Source organism: Neorhizobium galegae, from assembly GCF_021391675.1.
Taxonomy (GTDB): domain Bacteria; phylum Pseudomonadota; class Alphaproteobacteria; order Rhizobiales; family Rhizobiaceae; genus Neorhizobium; species Neorhizobium galegae_B.
Map to the genome: position 1 here is coordinate 2,893,883 of NZ_CP090095.1, position 18,581 is coordinate 2,912,463.

At 64.1% G+C, this 18,581-nt stretch carries 17 protein-coding genes; 10 read left to right on the plus strand and 7 right to left on the minus strand.

The genetic code is table 11. The annotated features are described in order from the left end of the window. Window positions 1-18: 18 nt before the first annotated feature. The 5 genes from LZK81_RS14380 (at window position 19) to LZK81_RS14400 (ending at window position 7,030) form a co-directional block, all read left to right on the plus strand. Window positions 19-942 (plus strand): DUF58 domain-containing protein, encoded by a 924-nt coding sequence (locus LZK81_RS14380; RefSeq protein ID WP_037076391.1) that lies wholly within the window; start codon window positions 19-21, stop codon window positions 940-942. After that, the gene (locus LZK81_RS14385; protein WP_046603831.1) at window positions 939-3,779 is read left to right on the plus strand and encodes a DUF4159 domain-containing protein; all 2,841 of its coding nucleotides are present in this window, start codon (window positions 939-941) and stop codon (window positions 3,777-3,779) included. Before LZK81_RS14380 ends, LZK81_RS14385 begins: the two co-directional genes overlap by 4 nt. 303 nt (window positions 3,780-4,082) lie before the next feature. Further along, entirely contained in the window at window positions 4,083-6,149 is a 2,067-nt protein-coding gene (locus LZK81_RS14390; protein ID WP_233953703.1) for a hypothetical protein, read from the plus strand. Window positions 6,150-6,153: 4 nt separating this feature from the next. After that, a complete protein-coding gene (locus LZK81_RS14395) occupies window positions 6,154-6,570 on the plus strand; it encodes a GNAT family N-acetyltransferase (RefSeq protein WP_233953704.1) in 417 nt (138 codons plus the stop codon). 40 nt (window positions 6,571-6,610) lie between these two features. Continuing rightward, window positions 6,611-7,030, plus strand: coding sequence for a GNAT family N-acetyltransferase (locus tag LZK81_RS14400; protein ID WP_046603828.1), 420 nt, complete (start codon window positions 6,611-6,613; stop codon window positions 7,028-7,030). A 7-nt stretch (window positions 7,031-7,037) separates the two neighbouring features. Here the strand turns inward: LZK81_RS14400 and LZK81_RS14405 are convergent, their stop codons facing one another. Further along, window positions 7,038-8,351, minus strand: a complete 1,314-nt coding sequence (locus tag LZK81_RS14405; protein WP_233953705.1) for an MFS transporter — start codon at window positions 8,349-8,351, stop codon at window positions 7,038-7,040. Window positions 8,352-8,427: 76 nt separating this feature from the next. After that, window positions 8,428-8,946 carry a GNAT family N-acetyltransferase gene (locus LZK81_RS14410; RefSeq protein WP_233953706.1) on the minus strand — a complete coding sequence of 173 codons (519 nt, stop codon included), beginning with the start codon at window positions 8,944-8,946 and terminating at the stop codon, window positions 8,428-8,430. 261 nt (window positions 8,947-9,207) lie between these two features. On the opposite strand from LZK81_RS14410, the gene LZK81_RS14415 reads away from it, so the two are divergent. Further along, the gene (locus LZK81_RS14415; RefSeq protein ID WP_233953707.1) at window positions 9,208-10,197 is read left to right on the plus strand and encodes a glutathione S-transferase family protein; all 990 of its coding nucleotides are present in this window, start codon (window positions 9,208-9,210) and stop codon (window positions 10,195-10,197) included. Window positions 10,198-10,404: 207 nt separating this feature from the next. On the opposite strand, the gene LZK81_RS14420 is transcribed toward LZK81_RS14415, so the two are convergent. Continuing rightward, entirely contained in the window at window positions 10,405-10,893 is a 489-nt protein-coding gene (locus LZK81_RS14420) for an NUDIX domain-containing protein (RefSeq protein ID WP_233953708.1), read from the minus strand. A 65-nt stretch (window positions 10,894-10,958) separates the two neighbouring features. On the opposite strand from LZK81_RS14420, the gene LZK81_RS14425 reads away from it, so the two are divergent. The 3 genes from LZK81_RS14425 (at window position 10,959) to LZK81_RS14435 (ending at window position 13,344) form a co-directional block, all read left to right on the plus strand. After that, the gene (locus LZK81_RS14425) at window positions 10,959-11,912 is read left to right on the plus strand and encodes a metallophosphoesterase family protein (RefSeq protein ID WP_046609374.1); all 954 of its coding nucleotides are present in this window, start codon (window positions 10,959-10,961) and stop codon (window positions 11,910-11,912) included. A 98-nt stretch (window positions 11,913-12,010) separates the two neighbouring features. Next, complete coding sequence (locus LZK81_RS14430; protein ID WP_046603823.1) at window positions 12,011-12,496, plus strand: RNA polymerase sigma factor; 486 nt, start codon at window positions 12,011-12,013, stop codon at window positions 12,494-12,496. A 2-nt stretch (window positions 12,497-12,498) separates the two neighbouring features. After that, window positions 12,499-13,344: an anti-sigma factor family protein gene (locus tag LZK81_RS14435; protein ID WP_233953709.1), complete on the plus strand. Its 846-nt coding sequence runs from the start codon at window positions 12,499-12,501 to the stop codon at window positions 13,342-13,344. 265 nt (window positions 13,345-13,609) lie between these two features. Here LZK81_RS14435 and leuA read toward each other — a convergent pair whose 3' ends face one another. From leuA to LZK81_RS14455, 4 genes are all read right to left on the minus strand, one after another. After that, window positions 13,610-15,319 (minus strand): 2-isopropylmalate synthase, encoded by a 1,710-nt coding sequence (gene leuA / locus LZK81_RS14440; protein WP_233953710.1) that lies wholly within the window; start codon window positions 15,317-15,319, stop codon window positions 13,610-13,612. A gap of 326 nt (window positions 15,320-15,645) precedes the next feature. Beyond that, on the minus strand, window positions 15,646-15,882 hold the full coding sequence (gene brnA, locus LZK81_RS14445; RefSeq protein ID WP_233953711.1) for a type II toxin-antitoxin system BrnA family antitoxin: 237 nt from the start codon (window positions 15,880-15,882) through the stop codon (window positions 15,646-15,648). After that, window positions 15,869-16,132, minus strand: a complete 264-nt coding sequence (locus LZK81_RS14450; protein WP_233953712.1) for a BrnT family toxin — start codon at window positions 16,130-16,132, stop codon at window positions 15,869-15,871. Before LZK81_RS14450 ends, brnA begins: the two co-directional genes overlap by 14 nt. Window positions 16,133-16,170: 38 nt before the next feature. Next, window positions 16,171-17,349 carry a benzoate/H(+) symporter BenE family transporter gene (locus LZK81_RS14455; RefSeq protein ID WP_046609229.1) on the minus strand — a complete coding sequence of 393 codons (1,179 nt, stop codon included), beginning with the start codon at window positions 17,347-17,349 and terminating at the stop codon, window positions 16,171-16,173. Between the two features lie 283 nt (window positions 17,350-17,632). On the opposite strand from LZK81_RS14455, the gene LZK81_RS14460 reads away from it, so the two are divergent. Next, complete coding sequence (locus tag LZK81_RS14460; RefSeq protein ID WP_233953713.1) at window positions 17,633-18,577, plus strand: GGDEF domain-containing protein; 945 nt, start codon at window positions 17,633-17,635, stop codon at window positions 18,575-18,577. Window positions 18,578-18,581: the final 4 nt, after the last annotated feature.

Genomic DNA, 18,581 nt, shown 5'->3' on the forward strand with positions numbered 1-18,581 from the left:
GGCTAGAAAGGAACCTGCGTGGCATCCACCATTGGCCAGATCGTAGAGCAGACACCGAGTAGCGAACTCCTCTCCCGAGCCCAGGCCCGCGCGACGCTTGTGCCGGACTGCATGGTGGAAGCCAAGCGTATCGCCAACACGGTGATCGCCGGCTGGCATGGCCGCCGCAAGCGCGGCATCGGCGAAAATTTCTGGCAGTTCCGGCCATATGCCGAAGGCGAAAGCCTGTCTCGCATCGACTGGCGCCGCTCCGCCCGCGACGACCATACCTATGTCCGCGAACGCGAATGGGAAGCCGCCCACACCGTCTGGCTGTGGGCCGACATGTCGCCGTCGATGATGTACAAGTCGACGCTCGCCATCGCTTCCAAGGAAAGCCGTGCGCTGGTGCTGATGCTGGCGCTGGCCGAGATCCTCGCTAGGTCCGGAGAGCGGATCGGCTGCCCCGGCATCATGGAGCCGGTATCGGCCCGCAACGCCGCCGAACGGCTCGCCGCCTCGATCATGCACGCGCCGCTGACGACCGGCCTGCCGGACACCGCGATGATCCGTGGCCATAGCGACATCGTGCTGATCGGCGATTTCCTCGACGATGCCGACCGGGTGATGGAACGCATCGCCCCGCTCGGCCGCCGCGGCCTGCGTGGCCATGTGGTCGAGATCGCCGATCCGGCAGAGGAGACTTTCCCCTATACCGGCCGCACCGAATTCACCGATCCCGAAACCGGCGAAAAGCTCGTCTCCGGCCGCGCCGAGATGATCCGCGAGGATTACCAGCGCGCCTATTTCGCCCGCCGCGATGCACTGGGTGAATCGCTGCGTCGCCTCGGCTGGAGTTTTGTCTTCCACCGGACCGACCATCTCGCCTCCGAGGCGCTGGTCGCCGTGCATGGTTATCTGTCGGGCTTGCCGGCGCAAAAACCGGGCGGGGGCAGGTCATGAGCGCGCTCATCTTCGCAAATCCCGCCATTCTCTTCGGCCTGATCGCGCTGCCCGTGATCTGGTGGCTGCTGCGGCTCACCCCGCCGCGCCCGAAGGCGGAAGTTTTTCCGCCGCTGAGAATTCTCGCAACGGTTCTCAAGCGCGAGGAGACGCCGTCGAAAAGCCCCTGGTGGCTGACGCTGCTGCGTATGCTGCTGGCCGCCGCCGTGATCCTGGCGATCGCCGATCCGGTGATGAACCCGCGCGCCAACTCCCTGAATGCCGGCGGCCCGCTGGTGCTTGTCGTCGACAACGGCTGGGCGACCGCGGCCGACTGGGAGCGCCGCGTCCAGACCGCCAACCTCCTGATCGATGACGCCGAAAGCGCCGACGTACCGGTATCGATCACCTTCACAGCCGATGCCAGCCATGAGGCCGTGCCCGGCACCGCAGCGGCTGCCCGCGACAAGCTGACGGCCGCCAGCCCCAAACCGCTGGTTCCGGATCGCGCCCGCGCCGCCAAGGCCGTCGGCGAAGCCATGAACGGCACCCGTCCCGGCACGCTCGCCATCCTCTCCGACGGCATGGCCGCCGGCAGCGACAACGACGCCATGTCGACGCTCGCAGCCCTCTCGCCCGCCGAGATGCGGCTGATCGAAGGCGACGGCCACAGCGCCGTAGCGCTGACTGACGCGGTGAACAATGCCGCCGCCATGTCCGTGACGGCGACCCGTCTCTCGACGGCATCGGCGCAGCAGATGAACGTCAACGCGCTGGACGCGCAAGGACGCGCGCTCGCTTCCGGCACCCTGCAGTTTGCCGCAGGCTCCGGAACCGCCACCGCCGAGATCGCCTCGCCGTTCGAACTGCGCAACGATTTCGCCCGGCTGAGTATTGACGGGCTTGCCACGGCCGGCGCCGCGCATCTGCTCGACGACGGCTTCAAGCGCCGCCGCATCGCGCTTCTCGCCGGCGAAAGCGGCAGCGACTTCCAGCCGCTCCTGCAGCCGCTCTATTACATCAGCCGCGCGCTCCTGCCCTATGCGGACGTCATCCAGCCGAACACCGCCGATCTTTCGGTCGCCATCCCGCAGATCCTGCAGGGCAATCCGTCCGCCATCATCCTCGCCGATGTCGGCCGCCTACCCTCGGAAACCTACGCGCCGCTGCAGCGATGGATCGCTCAAGGAGGCACGCTGATCCGCTTTGCCGGCCCGCGGCTTGCCGCAGCGCCCGCCGACGATCCGCTGGTGCCGGTCATCCTGCGCCAGGGCGAACGCGCTCTCGGCGGCGCCATGTCCTGGTCGGAGCCACAGTCGCTCGCCGATTTCCCGGGCTTCGGCCCCTTCGCCGGCCTGCCGCGCGCCGCCGACATCACGGTCACCCGCCAGGTTCTCGCCGAACCGACGCCGGATCTTGCCGAACGCACCTGGGCAAGCCTTGCCGACGGAACGCCTCTGGTCACCGAAAAGGAAGTCGAGGCCGGCCGCATCGTGCTCTTCCACACCAGCGCCGAGGCGACCTGGTCGAACCTGCCGCTGTCTGGCAATTTCGTCGAAATGCTCCGCCGTCTCGTCCAGCTCGCGCGCGCCGGCGGTGCTGTCTCGTCCGGCTCTGCCACCGATGCCGCTGCCGCGACCCTCGCCCCTTATCGCCTTCTGACCGCCGACGGCGTCCTCACCACCGAAACCGGAACGGCCCGTCCGATCGCGATTGCCGCCAACCAGGTGCCGGTCGCGAGCTTCGACCATCCGCCGGGCCTCTACGGCACGGAAGACGGTTTCACTGCCGTCAACCTGCTGGCGCCCAAAACCGTGATCGCCCGCTTCGATCCGACGACAGCCGGTCGCCCGCTGGTGCGCGAAGGCCTTGCGGGCGGCGAAGCCGTGTCGCTGCGCCCGGCGCTGTTTGCAGCCGCCTTCGCGCTCCTGATCCTCGACAGCCTTGTGGTGCTCTTCATGAACGGCGCCTTCTCCCGCGTGCCGACCCGCCGCCGGACAGCCGGCAGTGCCGCGGCGATGATCGCGGCCCTCGCCTTCGGCCTCTTCGCCCTGATGCCCGGCCAATCCCAGGCACAGGAAATGGCGCCCGGCGCCGGCACCAAACCCGGCGACGAGCAGATCCTCGAACGCCTCGACACGACCCACCTCGCCTATGTCGTGACAGGCGAGCGGGACGTCGACAGCATTTCCGAACAGGGCCTCGAAGGGCTGAGCCAGTTCCTCACCTACCGCACGACGCTGGAACCCGGCGCGCCGGTCGGCCTCGACATCACCAAGGACGAACTCGCCTTCTACCCGATCATCTACTGGCCGATTTCCGCCACCGCGCCGATGCCCAGCCAAGCGGCGATCTCCCGCATCGACGCTTACATGCGCAATGGCGGCACGGTGCTCTTCGACACCCGCGACCAGTATTCGTCGCTCGACGGCGGCGGCACCACGCCGAATGGCGAACGCCTGCAGGCGATCCTCGCCAATATCGACATCCCGCCGCTGGAGCCGACGCCGGCCGACCACGTGCTGACCCGTTCCTTCTACCTGCTCACCAATTTCCCCGGCCGCTACACCGGCAGCCCCCTCTGGGTCGAGGCGCGGCAGGAAGCCAAGAACACCGGCGCCCAGCTCTCCTCCAGCGGCGACGGCGTGACCCCGCTGCTGATCACCGGCAACGATTTTGCCGGCGCCTGGGCCGTCGACAGTCAGGGTGGGCCTGTTCTGCCGACCGTCCCCCCGGACGAGATGCAGCGCGAATATGCCTATCGCTCCGGCGTCAACATCATGATGTACATGCTGACCGGCAATTACAAAGCCGACCAGGTGCATGTCCCGGCGCTTCTGGAACGGCTTGGCCAGTAAGGACAGCCGATGAACGCCCTCCACTCACCAGCCACCGTTCTTCGATCGTTTCTGCCGGCAACCCCCATTCCGATGGTGCTTGTGTGCGAAGACGGTGCCGCACGCCGATCTCCCCCCTTGTGGGGGAGATGCCCGGCAGGGCAGAGGGGGTGCCGCGGCACACTCTTCGGCAGTTGAGTTCGCGGCGCCACCCCCCTCTGTCACCTCTGGTGACATCTCCCCCTCAAGGGGGAGATCATTGGGAGTTTGCCGCACCGTCATCTCACCATATGCGGCGTCCCCGGCCCATAGAGGGAAATCCTCATGACCATCGAATTCGCCCCCTTCTTCTCCTGGCCGATCCTTGCCGCGCTCGGCGTCTTCGCGCTGATACTCGCCGGCCTCTCTTTCTGGCGCGGCATCCGCGGCGCCACTTTGCGCACGCTGGCGCTCGTCGCCCTGCTTCTGGCGCTCGCCAACCCGACGCTCTTGCAGGAGGATCGCGACCAGCTTTCGACCGTGGTGCCGATCATCGTCGACCGGTCGCAGAGCCAGGATACCGCCCAGCGCAAGGAACAGACCGACGAGGCGCTCGCGAGCCTGCAGGACCGTTTCTCCCGCTACCCGCGCATCGAAACGCGTGTCGTCGAGGTGGATGACGACGGCGATTCCGATACACCGTCCACCAAGCTTTTCACCGCCCTGCGCTCGGCGATCTCAGATGTACCGCCGGCCCGTATCGGCGGTGCGGTATTCCTCACCGACGGCCAGATCCACGACCTGCCCGGCATCAACCAGGACCTCGGCTTCAACGCGCCCGTCCACGGCCTGATCACCGGCAAGCCGGACGAATTCGACCGTCGCGTCGAAGTGGTGCGTGCCCCGCGCTTCGGCATCGTCGGCGAGGAGCAGGAACTGACGCTGCGGGTCTTCGACGACGGCCGCACCGGCGGCGGCCCCGCCCAGGTCACCGTGCGCATGAACGGCCAGCAGACCGCGACGCTGCGCGCCACGCCCGGCCAGGAGACGCCTTTCTCGTTCACGGTTCCGCGCGGCGGCAACAACGTCATGGAATTTTCGGTCGCCGAGCTTCCGGGCGAGGTGACCATCGCCAACAACCGCGCCGTCCATGTCATCGACGGCATCCGCCAGAACCTGCGCGTGCTGCTCGTCTCCGGCGAGCCGCATGCCGGCGAGCGCGCCTGGCGCAACCTGTTGAAGTCCGACGCGTCCGTCGACCTCGTCCACTTCACCATCCTGCGCCCGCCGGAAAAACAGGATGGCACGCCGATCAACGAACTGTCGCTGATCGCCTTCCCGACCCGCGAACTGTTCGTCGAGAAGATCAAGGATTTCGACCTGATCATCTTCGACCGCTACAAGCACCGCGGCGTGCTGCCGATCCTCTATTACGATTACATCGCCCAATACGTGAACAATGGCGGCGCGCTGCTGATCGCCGCCGGCCCCGAACATGCCGGCGAGGATTCGATCGCCTCGACTCCGCTCGAACGGGTCCTGCCGGCCGCCCCGACCGGCGAAGTGCACAGCGCCGCCTTCTATCCGCATCTGTCGCCGGAGGGTGAAAAGCATCCCGTGACCCGCGGGCTCGACGGCTCCAACGCCAATCCGCCCGCCTGGGGCCGCTGGTTCCGCACCATCGACGTCGACACGCCGCAGGGCCAGACCGTCATGGAAGGCGACGGCGACCGTCCGCTGCTCGTGCTCAACCGCCAGGGCGAAGGCCGCGTCGCCATGCTGCTCTCCGACCAGGGCTGGCTCTGGGCCCGCGGTTTTGAAGGCGGCGGCCCGCATGTGTCGCTCTATCGCCGCATCGCCCATTGGCTGATGAAGGAACCGGAACTCGAGGAAGAGGCGCTGACCGCCCGTGCCGTCGGCCGCACGCTCGAAGCGACCCGCCAGACGATCGGCGATGATCCCGGCCCGGCCACCATCAAATACCCGTCCGGCCGCACCGAGACCGTGCCGATGACGGCTGCCGGCCCCGGCCAGTACCGGGTGGAACGCCGCATGGAAGAAACCGGCTTGTTCGAGGTCACCAACGGCCAGTTCTCGACGCTCGTGCATGTCGGCACCGTCGATGCGCCGGAATTCAAGGCGATGATCTCGACCGAAGCCACGCTGAAGCCTTATGCCGACAAGACCCGCGGCCTCGTGACCCGCGTCGCGTCCGGAGACAGCATCTCGCTGCCGGACATCCTGCCGGTGCGCGGCGAAGTGCGCGTCAACGATCCCGACCGCATGGTCATCCGCCTGACCGACGAGACGGTGCTGCGGGGCATCAACACGCTGCCGCTGTTTGCCGGTTTCGCCGGCCTCTCCGCCCTGCTCTTTGCGGTCGCGGCCATGTGGTGGCGCGAGGGTCGTTAAAGGCATGACGCAGCTTGACGTGACCGCCTCGCCCTCCCCCGAGGAACTGGCCGTGATCGGCGAAGGACTGACCGCCTTCAACGACGCCGATGTCGGCCCGTCCGAGCGCAAGCCGCTCGCCGTGCTGATCCGCGACGTCGAGGACAAGGTGATCGGCGGGCTTTCCGGTTACACCGCCTGGGGCTGGCTTTTTACCCAGTGGCTGTTCATTCCCGACGCGTTGCGGGGCGAAGGCATGGCCGGCAAGCTGCTGAGCCAAGCCGAGGAGGAAGCCCGCGCCCGCGGCTGCCACGGCGCCTGGATCGACACGTTCAGCCCGGTTGCCCGCAAGGCCTATTTGCGCCAGGGCTACGAAATCTTTGGCGAGTTGCCGGAATTTCCGAAGGGCCGCACCCGCACCTTCCTCAGGAAAGCTCTGTAGTCTATCCATTCGCTCCGAAAATGGGACGAAGAAGCGCCGCATGGATATCGAGCTGAAACTCACCGAAGGCATGAACGCGGACGAGGAGGATTTCATCCTCGAACGGCTGATGACTCATAATGCTATAACTTTCGGCCCAAGCAACCGCCGGGAACTGGCGGTGCCGCTGCATGGCGAGGATGGCGACCTGATCGGCGGACTGACCGGCTATACCGGCCGCGGCTGGCTCTATATCTCGATGCTCTATGTGCCGGACGAGTTGCGCGGCCAGGGCATCGCCGGCCGCATGCTCGACATGGCGGAGGCCGAGGCCCGCGCCCGGGGCGCAATCGGAGCCTATATCGACACCATGAACCCCGAGGCGCTCAAGCTTTATCTCAAGCAGGGTTACACCGAGATCGGCACGCTGAAGGGCCTCGAAGGAGGCCATTCGGTGACGTGGCTGGAAAAGCGGTTCTGACCGGCGCTCAGGCCAGGGAGACCTGGCGCGTCTCGGCATTGATCATCGTGGCGGCAATCGCCGCGATCACCAGCAGGCCGGCGAAAATGCCGATCGTCAGGCCGAGACCCTGGACCACGACATAACCGACCAGCGACGGCGCAAGCAGCCCGCCGAGACGGGCCATTGCGCCGGCCGCACCCATGCCTGTCGCCCGCGACGCGGTCGGATAGAGTTCCGGCGTATAGGCGTAAAGCGCGCCCCAGGTGCCGAGCAGCGCAAAGCTCATGATCAGCAATGCCGCCCCGACCAGGAGGGCGCTGGGTGCGACGACGAACATCAGGCAGCCGAGCGACGAGAGCAGGCAGAAGCCGATCAGCGTCGGCTTGCGCCCCCATTTTTCCACGCCATAGGCGGCAAGCGCATACCCTGGAAGCTGGGCGAGTGCGACCAGTACCAGAAAGCCGTAACCGCGCACGAAACCGAAGCCCTCGCCGGCGAGCCTTGCCGGCATCCAGGTAAAGACGCCGTAATAGGAGACCGAGACCAGGAACCAGATCGCCAGGATCATGATGCTGCGCTGGCGCAGATCGCCTGAAAAGATGCCGGTCGTCTTGACCGGCGGCGGCGAGACGAGGTCGGTGCCTGCCCCGAGCGGCGGATGGCCGTTGACGGCAAGCATCCGCTCGACGATCGCCTTGGCCTCCTCGTTGCGGCCGGCCCGCATCAGGTAAAGCGGCGATTCCGGCACCAGGAAACGCAGGCCGATGCCGGCGATCGCCGGAATGGCGGTGACCGCGAAGATATAACGCCAGGCATCCGCGACGCCGGCAAGGCTTGCGGCCCAGGCGGCAAGCGCGACGATCAGCGTTCCGATCGCCCAGAAACCTTCGAGCAGAACCAGCCAGCGGCCGCGGTTCCTGGCGGGCAGGAATTCCGCCATCATCGCATAATCAACCGGCAGCGTGCCGCCGACGGCAGCCCCGGTCAGGAAGCGCAGCAGAAGCAGGATGGTGAAATCCGGAGCGAAGATCGAAAGCGTGCCGAACACCGCGTCGCAGGCGACCGTGACGATCAGCACCCGGCGGCGGCCGATCCGGTCGGCGAGCCGGCCAAAACCGAGCGCGCCGAGCAGCATGCCGAGGAAGAAGGCGGTGCCGGTCTGCAGCGCCTGCGGTACGGTCAGCCCGAAACTTGCCGCGATGGAGGCGGCGGTGAAACCGACCGCCAGCACCTGCATCGCATCGGCCGTCCAGACGAGGCCGAAAACACCCATCAGCCGTCGCTGATAGGTCCCCGCTCCGGCGCGGTCCAGCGCCTCGTCCATGGTGATCGCAGCCATCCGCCTGTCCCTCGCACTTTTCGAATCGTACGGCCGGCATGGCCGACCGATCCCCGAGAGGCTTAAAGGAATTGGCCTATTCGCGCCAGCCGATGACGCCTTTCAGCCGCGGATGGACATCATCACCGATCGGCACGACGAGCACCCGGCCGGGATCGACGGGACCCGGAAACTGCAGCGCATTATAGGCGACCTTCTCGAAACCGAGCGGGCCGTAATAGGGTGGATCACCGACCAGGATCACCGCTTCCGAACCCTTGCGTTTCGCCGCCTCGATGGCGATCCGCACCAGTTCGCGGCCGATGCCCTGGTTCTTGTGCGACGGCCGCACCGCAAGCGGCCCGAGCAGATGGCCCTTCACCGAACCCGCATGGACCGGCGTCATCCTGACCGAAGCGATCGTTTCGCCGTCATCGGCACAGACGAAGGAGAGTGTCCGGTCATGCGGCCCCTGCTCGCGGATGCGGGCGGCGGCGCGGGTATGGCGCCCGGGGCCGAAGGCTTCCGCGTTGATGAGTTCGATGACCTCGTCATGGGACGAGTCTTCCGTGAGATAAACGAGGTCGTGCTTATAAAGAACGTTGTGCTGAGACATAGGGGACCGAAGCCGTAGGATAGAGAGCGGACAGGACAAAGGATCTCGATGACGCCTGTTGAAGCGTCGTGGTCGATGATCAGCGTCGTCGCAGTGTCCGTACTTCGGTCATGGAGGGAATTATCCTTAAAATCCGGGAAGCGAATTAGCAGGAAAAATTTCCCGCGTCCAACGCAAAAACACACCGTTCATAAAATCCTGCCTCGTATTCGGCAGCCGGTGCCGTATCTATCACCTCAAGGAAACTCCAAGGAGATAACCATGGGCAGGCTCGTCGAAGGAAGATGGCAGGACATCTGGTACGACACCACGGAAAACAAGGGTCATTTCAAGCGGGCCGAATCGCAGTTCCGCAACTGGGTGACCGCGGACGGTTCCGCCGGTCCCTCCGGCAGGCAAGGCTTCAAGGCCGAAGCCGGGCGCTACCATCTGTATGTCTCCTATGCCTGTCCCTGGGCGCACCGCACCCTGATCTTCCGCAAGCTGAAGAAGCTCGAGGACCTGGTCTCGGTCTCGGTCGTCGATTACCTGATGCTGGAAAACGGCTGGGAGTTCAGGAAACGCGACGGCGCCACCGGCGACGACCTGTTCGGCTCGGACTATCTCTACCAGGTCTACCTGAAGGCCGATCCCAATTATTCGGGCCGCGTCACCGTGCCGGTCCTGTGGGACAAACTTGAAAACACCATCGTTTCGAACGAGAGTTCTGAGATCATCCGCATGTTCAACAGCGCCTTCGACGGCCTGACCGGCTCGACGACGGATTTTTATCCGCAAGCTCTGCGCGGCGAGATCGATGAACTGAACGCGCTCGTCTACGACACGGTCAACAATGGCGTCTACAAGGCCGGTTTCGCGACCGTCCAGGACGCCTATGAAGCCGCAGTCACCCGGCTGTTCGAAACGCTCGACACGCTGGAAAAGCGCCTCTCCGGCAGCCGCTACCTGTTCGGCGACACGACGACGGAGGCCGATTGGCGCCTGTTCACCACGCTCTTACGCTTCGATCCGGTCTATGTCGGCCACTTCAAGTGCAACATCCGCCGCATCGCGGACTACCCGAACCTGTCCGGCTATCTCGCTGATCTCTATCAGCAACCGGGCGTCGCCGAGACCTGCAACCTGTTCCACATCAAGCACCACTATTATGAGAGCCACAGGACCATCAACCCGACCGGCATCGTCCCCGTCGGCCCGGTGATGGATCTCGATGCGCCGCATGGTCGGGAGAACGTGAAGCGGGCGGCGTGATTTGACGCATCCGCCCCTCATCCGCCTGCCGGCACCTTCTCCCCGCAAGCGGGGCGAAGGACGCAAGCGACAAGCTCCCAGTCCCTTCCAAACCAAAACTTGAGGCTGGGGGAGACGGTGCGGCATCTACCCTTCTCCCCGTCAGAACGGGGAGAAGGTGCCCGGCAGGGCGGATGAGGGGCAAACTTGGATCCCTCGCTCACCTCCTCACCAGTAATCCGCCCTCTCCGCCTCACCCCTCAACTCCCGCAACCGCCGCAGCGTCGCTGCGGTCGTATCCTCCGGAAGCGCATCGAGCGCGAAAAAGCCGCTCTCGGCAATCTCCCGATCCGGCGCACGCGGCGCAGTCTGCTCCACCGTCACCCGATAGAACAGCACATGGTCACGCCTGCTGGCATTGCGGTTGTAGTAGGCGTGGAAAAGCGCGATCTCCCCGCGGATCTCCAGATTACCCTCCTCGCGCAATTCCTTGCGCAGCGCGTCGAGAACCGTCTCCCCGCGCTCGACGCCACCGCCCGGCATGTACCAGCCGGGCACATAGGTATGGCGAACGAGGAAGATGCGGCCCTCGGCATCGAAGCAGGCGGCGCGCACCCCGAGTGTCATGCCGCGCGTCATCATGAAGGCACGGTGCAGCAGCCAGACGACGATCCGGGTCCGCAAACCGCGGATTTCCGGCACGCCTTCGCCGCTCATTCATAACTCCGGGAGCGTCCAGAAAATCGATAACGATTTCCGCCCTCATGCGTTATGTGTGCGCCATGTTCAAATTCGCGCATATTTCCGACATCCATCTGGGGCCGCTTCCAAAACTGACGCTTCGCGAGCTGTTCTCGAAGCGGATCACCGGGTTTGTGAACTGGCACCGCAATCGGCGCAAGCACCTTTTCGTCAATACACTCGACCTGCTCTTGAGCGATTTGAAGACGCGCGAACCGGATCAGATGGTCATCACCGGCGACCTCGTCAACCTGGCGACCAAGATCGAGACGCGGCTTGCCGGCGAGTGGCTGCGCACCATCGGCGAGCCCTATGACACGACGGTCGTGCCCGGCAACCACGACGCCTATGTGCCGGGCGCGCACGACAAGTCGGTCAACGAATGGTACCCGTTCATCAAGAGCGACGACGATCCGGCCGAATGGCCCGAAGACGACCATATCTTCCCGACCCTGCGCCGGCGGGGTCCGCTCGCAATCATCGGCTGCTCGACCTCCAATGCCACCCTGCCCTTTTCGGCCTCGGGTTATTACGGCTCGCGGCAGGCTCGCGAAACCGTCAACCTGTTGAAGATGGCGGGAGAGGAAGGTCTCTTCCGGGTGGTGCTGATCCACCATCCGCCGATCCGGGGTGCTGCCTCCTCGCACAAGCGCATGCTCGGCATCCGGCGTTTCGCAGCCGCGATCTCCACCGGCGGCGCGGAACTGGTGCTGCACGGCCATACCCACCTCAACACGCTCTATTGGCTGCGAAGCCACAGCGGCAACGTGCCTGTGGTCGGCATCGCCTCCGCCTCCCAAGGTCCCGGCGGGCACAAGCCCCGCGCCGCCTACAATCTCTTCACGCTGTCCGGTGAAGCCGGCGCCTGGAACCTGCTCTGCGAGCGTTACAGCCTCACCGAACGGGGCGACGGCGTAGCGCTCGACAACAGCCGGCTTCTCTACGGCCACGAGCCGGCGACCATGTCGATTCCGCAAGTGGCGAGAATGTTGTAGAAACAATGCCGTGATTGTTGCGGAATCGCCACAATCTCGTCATAACTAATAGCTCGTTCTGATTATTGCAGTAGATCATAGGTAAATCGCCCCTATCCATGACCCAACCGAGCCCATCGACCGACATCCGGCGCGATCTCGTAGCGCTCCTGCCGCGCCTGCGCCGATTTGCGCTGACGCTGACGGGAAGTGCGGCCGAGGCCGATGATCTGGTGCGCGAAGCGGCCGGCCGGGCGATCCAGAAAAGCCATCACTGGAAGGGCGAGGGCCGGCTGGAAAGCTGGCTTTTCAGCATGATCCGCAGCACATTCGTGGATGAAGCCAAGAAGCGCCGTCGCGCTGAGGGTAATGCCGCCGATGACGCTTCCACGGCCGGAAGTTCCCGTCCGTCGAAGAAGGACACCCTCGCTTGCCTGCCAGACGGGCTGGCGAGCGTTTTCCTGCTCGCCGATGTGGAAGGTTTCGCCTATGCGGAGGCGGCAGCCATTCTCGGCATCCAGCCGGATCTCTTTGCCGCCCGCCTTTGCACCGCACGTCTCAGCCTGGCGGCGGCCGCCGCCGAAACGAGCGAGCGGAGAGCGTGAGGATGAACATCCCCCAACCCTCGCCGCTCGAACTGCGGCTTTCCGCCTATATCGATGGCCGGACCAGCGACGATGACAGGCATGACGTCGAGGAATTTCTGGTCAACGACCCGCAGGCCCGGTCCCTGCACGACGCGCTGAAGCGCGGCGCCGATCTCGGCCGGCGCGCGTTTGACGAGATGCTGAAGGAGCCGGTGCCGCTCGATCTGGTACGCACCATCAAGAATGCGCCGCTGCCGCGCCGGGCCGTACGCCTGCCGCATGGGCCGCGCCCGACGCTTTCCTTCAAGCCGTCCGGCCTACAGGCAGTGGCTGCCTGCGCCCTGTTTTTCGTGCTCGGCGGCGGCATCGGCTATATGATCGGCGGCAACCCGGCCGTGCCGCAGTTTTCGATGATTTCCATGCCCGGCGGCAGCAGCCGCGACTGGCTGGACGATATCATTGCCCATTACCGGCTCTATGCACGCCAGACCAATCATCTTGCTGAAATCCCGGCCGACAGGCCTGCCGATATCCTCGAATGGCTGACCACCAATACCGGCGTCGGTTTTCGGATCCCCGATCTCAGCGCCAGCGGTCTGACCTTCCAGGGCGCCCGCCTGTTTGCTGCTGGCGGCGGGCCGGTCGGGCAGCTTCTCTACCGCCGGACCGACGGTGAAGGAGACGGCGACGTGATCGCCATTTCCTTCACCAAGACCCGGCCCGAGGGCAACCGCTCGATCGAGGAAATCCGCAACGACACCGGCCTCGTCTCCTGGGTCACGCCGCTCGCCACCTACATGGTCGTCGGCCCCTCGTCTGCGGCGGATCTGGATGATATCGCAGCCAAGGCGGCGGGGCTGATTTAGGGTCGAAGCGCCGCAGTTGACCTAGCTCAAACACCCGATCTATGGGCCCGGCATAACTTCCATTCAAACCATTGGAGGTCATCATGCCAACCGAAACCATCGTCGTCGTCAGCTTCATCGTAGGTGCATTTGTCGTCTTTGCGGCTGCCCTTGCCTTCGCCAGCGCGACGTCGAGCAAGTAAAACTGCCCACCCTATGAACCAAGAAGCCGCCCGAAGATTCGGGCGGCTTCTTTCCTATCGCTATGCGGTAAAAGGCTCTCCGCTCACCCCTTCGCCGCCAACACCCGGTTCGCCGCCGAGACGATCGCCTCCAGCGAGGCCGCGACGATGTTCTTGTTGATGCCCGCGCCGAACAGTTTTCCGTTCGGGTGCTCCATCTCCACATAGGCGATGGCGGACGCGTTGGAGCCGTGCTGCAGCGAATGTTCGGAATAGTCGGCGACCGACAGCTCGATGCCGAGATAGGTCGAGAGCGCGTTGATGAAGCCGTCGATCGGCCCCGTACCCTTGCCTTCGATCCGCTTCACCTCGCCGCCGTCGATGATCTCCGCTGCGACGACGCGAACGCCCTTGTGATCGACCCCGGCCGGAAAGGTGTGGTGATCGACGAATTTCAGCCGTCCGCCGGGCTGTTCCACGTAGCGCTCGATGAAGCTCTCATAGATGCGCTTGGCGGGAAGCTCCACGCCCTCTTCGTCGGTGATCCGCTGGATTTCCTCGCGGAACTCGACCTGCAGGTTGCGCGGCAGGTTCAAGCCGTAGTCCTCCGCCAGGATATAGGCGATGCCGCCCTTGCCCGACTGCGAATTGATGCGGATGATCGCCTCGTAGGAACGGCCGACATCACGCGGATCGATCGGCAGATAAGGCACTTCCCAGACCGGATGGTTGGCGACCTTAATCGCCTTCATGCCCTTGTTGATGGCATCCTGGTGCGAGCCGGAAAAGGCCGTATAGACCAGTTCGCCGACATAAGGATGGCGCTCGGGAATGACCATCTGGTTGGAATATTCGTAGACCGCCTTGATCCGCTCGATATCGGAGCAGTCGAGCTCCGGATCGATCCCTTGCGTGTACATGTTCAAGGCCAGCGTCACCACATCGACATTGCCGGTGCGCTCGCCATTGCCGAACAGCGTGCCTTCGACACGGTCCGCGCCGGCCATCAGGCCGAGTTCGGTGGCGGCGATGCCGGTGCCGCGGTCGTTATGGGGATGCAGCGAGATGATGATGTTTTCGCGGTTGTCGAGATTGCGGCACATCCATTCGATCTGGTCGGCATAGATGTTGGGGGTCGCCATTTCCACCGTCGAAGGCAGATTGAGGATCAGCTTGTCCTCGGCAGTCGGCCTGATCACCTCGGTGACCGCATTGCAGATTTCCAGCGCCACTTCCAGCTCGGTTCCGGTAAAGCTTTCCGGCGAATACTGGAAACGGAAACCGCCGCCGGCCTTGGCCGCCATGTCGGTGATCATCTTCGCCGCATCGACGGCGATCTGCTTGATGCCGGCGACGTCCTTGGCAAACACCACGCGGCGCTGCAGTTCGGAAGTCGAATTGTAGAAATGGATGATCGGCTTGTGGGCGCCTTCCAGCGATTCGAACGTGCGGGTGATCAGCTCCGGCCGGCACTGGACCAGAACCTGCATGGAAACGTCTTCCGGCACGCCGCCCTCTTCCACGCACCAGCGGGCGAAGTCGAAATCGGTCTGCGAGGCCGACGGGAAACCGATCTCGATTTCCTTGAAGCCCATGTCGAGCAGCATGCGGAACATGCGGGCCTTGCGGTCATGGCCCATCGGGTTGACCAGCGACTGATTGCCGTCGCGCAGGTCCACCGAACACCAGATCGGCGCCTTGTCGATGACCTTCGAAGGCCAGGTGCGGTCGGGAATGTTGATGATCGGGTAAGCGCGGTATTTCACCGCCGCATCGGGCATGCCGTTCTTGATGGAATGGGTCTTGGCGTCCATTGTCGTCGTCTCTTCTCGCTTCACGCGTCGCTCGGCATCCGTCTGTTGGATAGGCCGTCGGCAATGCGGACCTTTAGCGGTCTTTTGTGGCTCGGTCTTGAATGTTCGTGAGAGGAGCTCTTATGCCGGGCGGGCTTTCGGCCGCCGGGCGCTCCTCAACGGACCCGGCAACCGCGCGTAAGGTCGAGGCTAAGAAGCGAGGAAAGCGCAAATACCATCGTCCCGGCCGCGGAGCGGCGGGTAGACGAACGGTCGGACATGATTGCGCCTGTCATGGTCATGGGCGAAGTGTATAACCGCAGAGTAGGAGAGAGGCAAGTGGGCTTTCACTTGCCCCGGCGGCTTGCTTCCAACCGCTCGGCGATCCAGAGTTTCACCAGCGACTGCCGCGTAACACCAAGGCGTTGCGCCTCCTGATCCAGTCCGTTCACGACCCAGGTCGGAAAATCGATATTGACGCGCTTGGGTTCGAGATTGGGGCGATACCCTTTGGAGACATCGAAATATTCAAGGACGTCTTCCTCGCCCTTGTCAATGATCTCGTCGAGCTTACCGGCTTTCATAAACCTCTACCTCAAGTTTGCGCGACCGGCGGACGGAGATAATTCTGATTCTCTCTCCACGGTAGACGCAGATAGCGGACCAAAGCTTCTCGTCCATTTCTCCGATCACCATCAAACGCGGCTCCCGATCATCTTTGGCCGGCATGATGAACAGTTTTTCGTCCGCCCATAGCGCCTGCGCCTCCACTAAATCGATTCCGTGCTTGTCCTTGTTGGCAGCGCTCTTGTCAGGATCGAATTCGAACAACATGACCAATATAGTATAGAAATTATACCAGTTCCAGCAATTCAAGCACGCCGGACGGCCCGCTGCAATCCCATCATCACACCACCCGCGACAAGCCCCCAGAAGGCGCCGGATATACCTGCGAACGAAAGACCCGACGCCGTCACGAGGAACGTGATCGCGGCGGCTTCGCGCGTTTCCGGGTCGCGATAGGCCGCAAAGGCCGCGTTGGCAAAGGCGCCGATCAGTCCGAGGCCTGCGACCGCCTGCAGCAGGATCGGCGGCGCCAGCGACACGAAGGCGATAATGCCGCCGGCGATCAGGCCGAACACGATGTAACCGAAGCCGGCGACGATCGCCGCCCAGTAGCGTTTGGCGGGATCGGGGTGGGCATCCTCGCTGGCGCACATTGCCGCCGTGATCGCCGCCATGTTGACCGGCACGCCGCCGACGAGCCCGCCGAGTATCGAGAAGATACCGGTGCCGGCAAACATCACGCCCGGGGGCGGTTCGTAGTGGTGCACCTTCAGGATCGCGATGCCGGGAATGTTCTGCGAGGCCATGGTGACGATGAACAGCGGCAGCGCCACCGAGATCGCCCCGTGCAGAGTGAAGACCGGCGTGACGAAGGTGAGGCTCGGATGGATCGCCGCGCCGATCTGCGCCATCGCGTCCGGTGCAAGGTCGACGCCGAAGACCAGCACCAGGATCAGCGCGCCGAGTGAGGCCGGCACCGCCCAGAGACGCCATCTCGAAACCACGACCATCCAGGTCAGCACGATCGGCAGGCCGAGCGCCGCATTGAAGGCGACGGCTTTCACCGGCGCGAGGCAGAGGCCCAGGAGAATGCCGGCCAGCATGGCATTGGCGAGCGGCGCCGGGATCAGCCGGATCGCCCGGCTGAGCGGCCGGAACAGGCCGGAGAGAATGATCAGTACGCCGCAGACCACGAAGGCGCCGACCACGGCCGGAAACCCGCCCTCGATCATGCTGATGCCGGATAGAAGCGCTGCCCCCGGCGTCGACCAGGCGATGCTGATCGGCATCCGGTACCAGCTCGAGAACACGATCGCCAGCAAGCCCATCGAGATCGATTGCGCCAGGAGCGCCGAGGCGATTTCCGGTGCGGTCGCACCCATCGCCTGCAGCCCCTGCATGATGACCGCAAACGAGCTGATGAACCCGACAAAGGCTGTGAGCAGCCCCATCATTAGGGCCGAAACGGAAAAATCCTTGAACATGCGGGCGGGGACTCATGAATTTGAAAGTCCGCAATCGAACATAGGCCCGCCGGCAAAGGCAAGGCGCGTTTGCCGCAAAAGGTACGGCCGAGTGGGAAAGCCATGGCTGCGGCCGGCCATTTGCCTTTGCCTGCTGCCGGCCCCGCCTTTGTTCGTGCCTGCGAATATTCGCATCTGTTGATAATTTGGAAGGAGTTTGGCGGTAGTCTCTGGACAGTGCGCCCGTTGCTTCCGGTCGGTCCGGCCATGCAGTCCGGATTGCATCAACGCCCCGGGAAACGCAATGACGGCAGCTCACCTTGCGCCAGAGATCGAGATCGGACAGGAAACCGCCTTTTCCCGCGATCAGCTTTATTTCATTCTGTCGGCGCTCCCGGATCCATGCTTCGTCCTGACCCGCAGCGGCCGTTATGCCGCGCTCTTCGGCGGCAAGGACACCCGCTATTATCATGATGGCAGCAATCTCGTCGGCAAGAGCGTCCATGACGTCCTCGTCTTGGAGAAGGCGAACCGCTTCATACGGGAAATCGAAAAGGCGCTCGCCTCGCGTTCCCTGCATATCGTCGAATACAGCCTCTCCGGCAGCGACGTGAAGGGACTGGAGACGGATGGCCCCGACCACGCGATCTGGTTTGAAGGCCGTGTCCAGGCGCTCGATTTCCAGGTCGACGGCGAGGATGCGGTCGTCTGGGTCGCCAGCAACATCACGGAAAAGAACGCCGTCGAGAACCAGTTGCGCCACCAAAGCGAGACCGATGCGCTGACCGGCTTCTTCAATCGCCGCAAGCTGATGGACGTGCTCGCCCTGAAGTTCGAGCTTTTTCGCGACGAGCATATCCCGACATCCGTATTCATGTTCGACATCGATCACTTCAAGACCGTCAACGACGACTTCGGCCATGCGGTCGGCGATGCGGTTCTGAAAGCGATCGCCGGCGTCTGTCGCCTGGAATTGCGCAAGACCGACTTTCTCGCCCGCCTCGGCGGCGACGAGTTCGTCGTGGTCATGCCCGCCACCCGGCAGGAGCACGGCATCGTCATCGCCAACCGGCTGCGCCAGCGCGTCGCCACCGAGGTCCGGGAGGCGCTTGGCCATCACGCCACGATCAGCGGCGGCTTGAGCGAATTTCTGGCGGCGGATGCCTCTTCCGAGGACATTCTGAAACGGGCCGACGACGGCCTCTACCGTTCCAAGCGTGCCGGCCGGAACCGGATCAGCCCCGCATAGGCAC

Excerpts from the sequence above, each read along its gene's own strand:
- LZK81_RS14385 (WP_046603831.1), top strand. The coding sequence starts at position 939 with ATGAGCGCGCTCATCTTCGCAAATCCCGCCATTCTCTTCGGCCTGATC.
- LZK81_RS14390 (WP_233953703.1), top strand. The coding sequence starts at position 4,083 with ATGACCATCGAATTCGCCCCCTTCTTCTCCTGGCCGATCCTTGCCGCG.
- LZK81_RS14395 (WP_233953704.1), top strand. The coding sequence starts at position 6,154 with ATGACGCAGCTTGACGTGACCGCCTCGCCCTCCCCCGAGGAACTGGCC.
- LZK81_RS14400 (WP_046603828.1), top strand. The coding sequence starts at position 6,611 with ATGGATATCGAGCTGAAACTCACCGAAGGCATGAACGCGGACGAGGAG.
- LZK81_RS14405 (WP_233953705.1), bottom strand. The coding sequence starts at position 8,351 with ATGGCTGCGATCACCATGGACGAGGCGCTGGACCGCGCCGGAGCGGGG.
- LZK81_RS14410 (WP_233953706.1), bottom strand. The coding sequence starts at position 8,946 with ATGTCTCAGCACAACGTTCTTTATAAGCACGACCTCGTTTATCTCACG.
- LZK81_RS14415 (WP_233953707.1), top strand. The coding sequence starts at position 9,208 with ATGGGCAGGCTCGTCGAAGGAAGATGGCAGGACATCTGGTACGACACC.
- LZK81_RS14420 (WP_233953708.1), bottom strand. The coding sequence starts at position 10,893 with ATGAGCGGCGAAGGCGTGCCGGAAATCCGCGGTTTGCGGACCCGGATC.
- LZK81_RS14425 (WP_046609374.1), top strand. The coding sequence starts at position 10,959 with ATGTTCAAATTCGCGCATATTTCCGACATCCATCTGGGGCCGCTTCCA.
- LZK81_RS14430 (WP_046603823.1), top strand. The coding sequence starts at position 12,011 with ATGACCCAACCGAGCCCATCGACCGACATCCGGCGCGATCTCGTAGCG.
- LZK81_RS14435 (WP_233953709.1), top strand. The coding sequence starts at position 12,499 with ATGAACATCCCCCAACCCTCGCCGCTCGAACTGCGGCTTTCCGCCTAT.
- leuA (WP_233953710.1), bottom strand. The coding sequence starts at position 15,319 with ATGGACGCCAAGACCCATTCCATCAAGAACGGCATGCCCGATGCGGCG.
- brnA (WP_233953711.1), bottom strand. The coding sequence starts at position 15,882 with ATGAAAGCCGGTAAGCTCGACGAGATCATTGACAAGGGCGAGGAAGAC.
- LZK81_RS14450 (WP_233953712.1), bottom strand. The coding sequence starts at position 16,132 with ATGTTGTTCGAATTCGATCCTGACAAGAGCGCTGCCAACAAGGACAAG.
- LZK81_RS14455 (WP_046609229.1), bottom strand. The coding sequence starts at position 17,349 with ATGTTCAAGGATTTTTCCGTTTCGGCCCTAATGATGGGGCTGCTCACA.
- LZK81_RS14460 (WP_233953713.1), top strand. The coding sequence starts at position 17,633 with ATGACGGCAGCTCACCTTGCGCCAGAGATCGAGATCGGACAGGAAACC.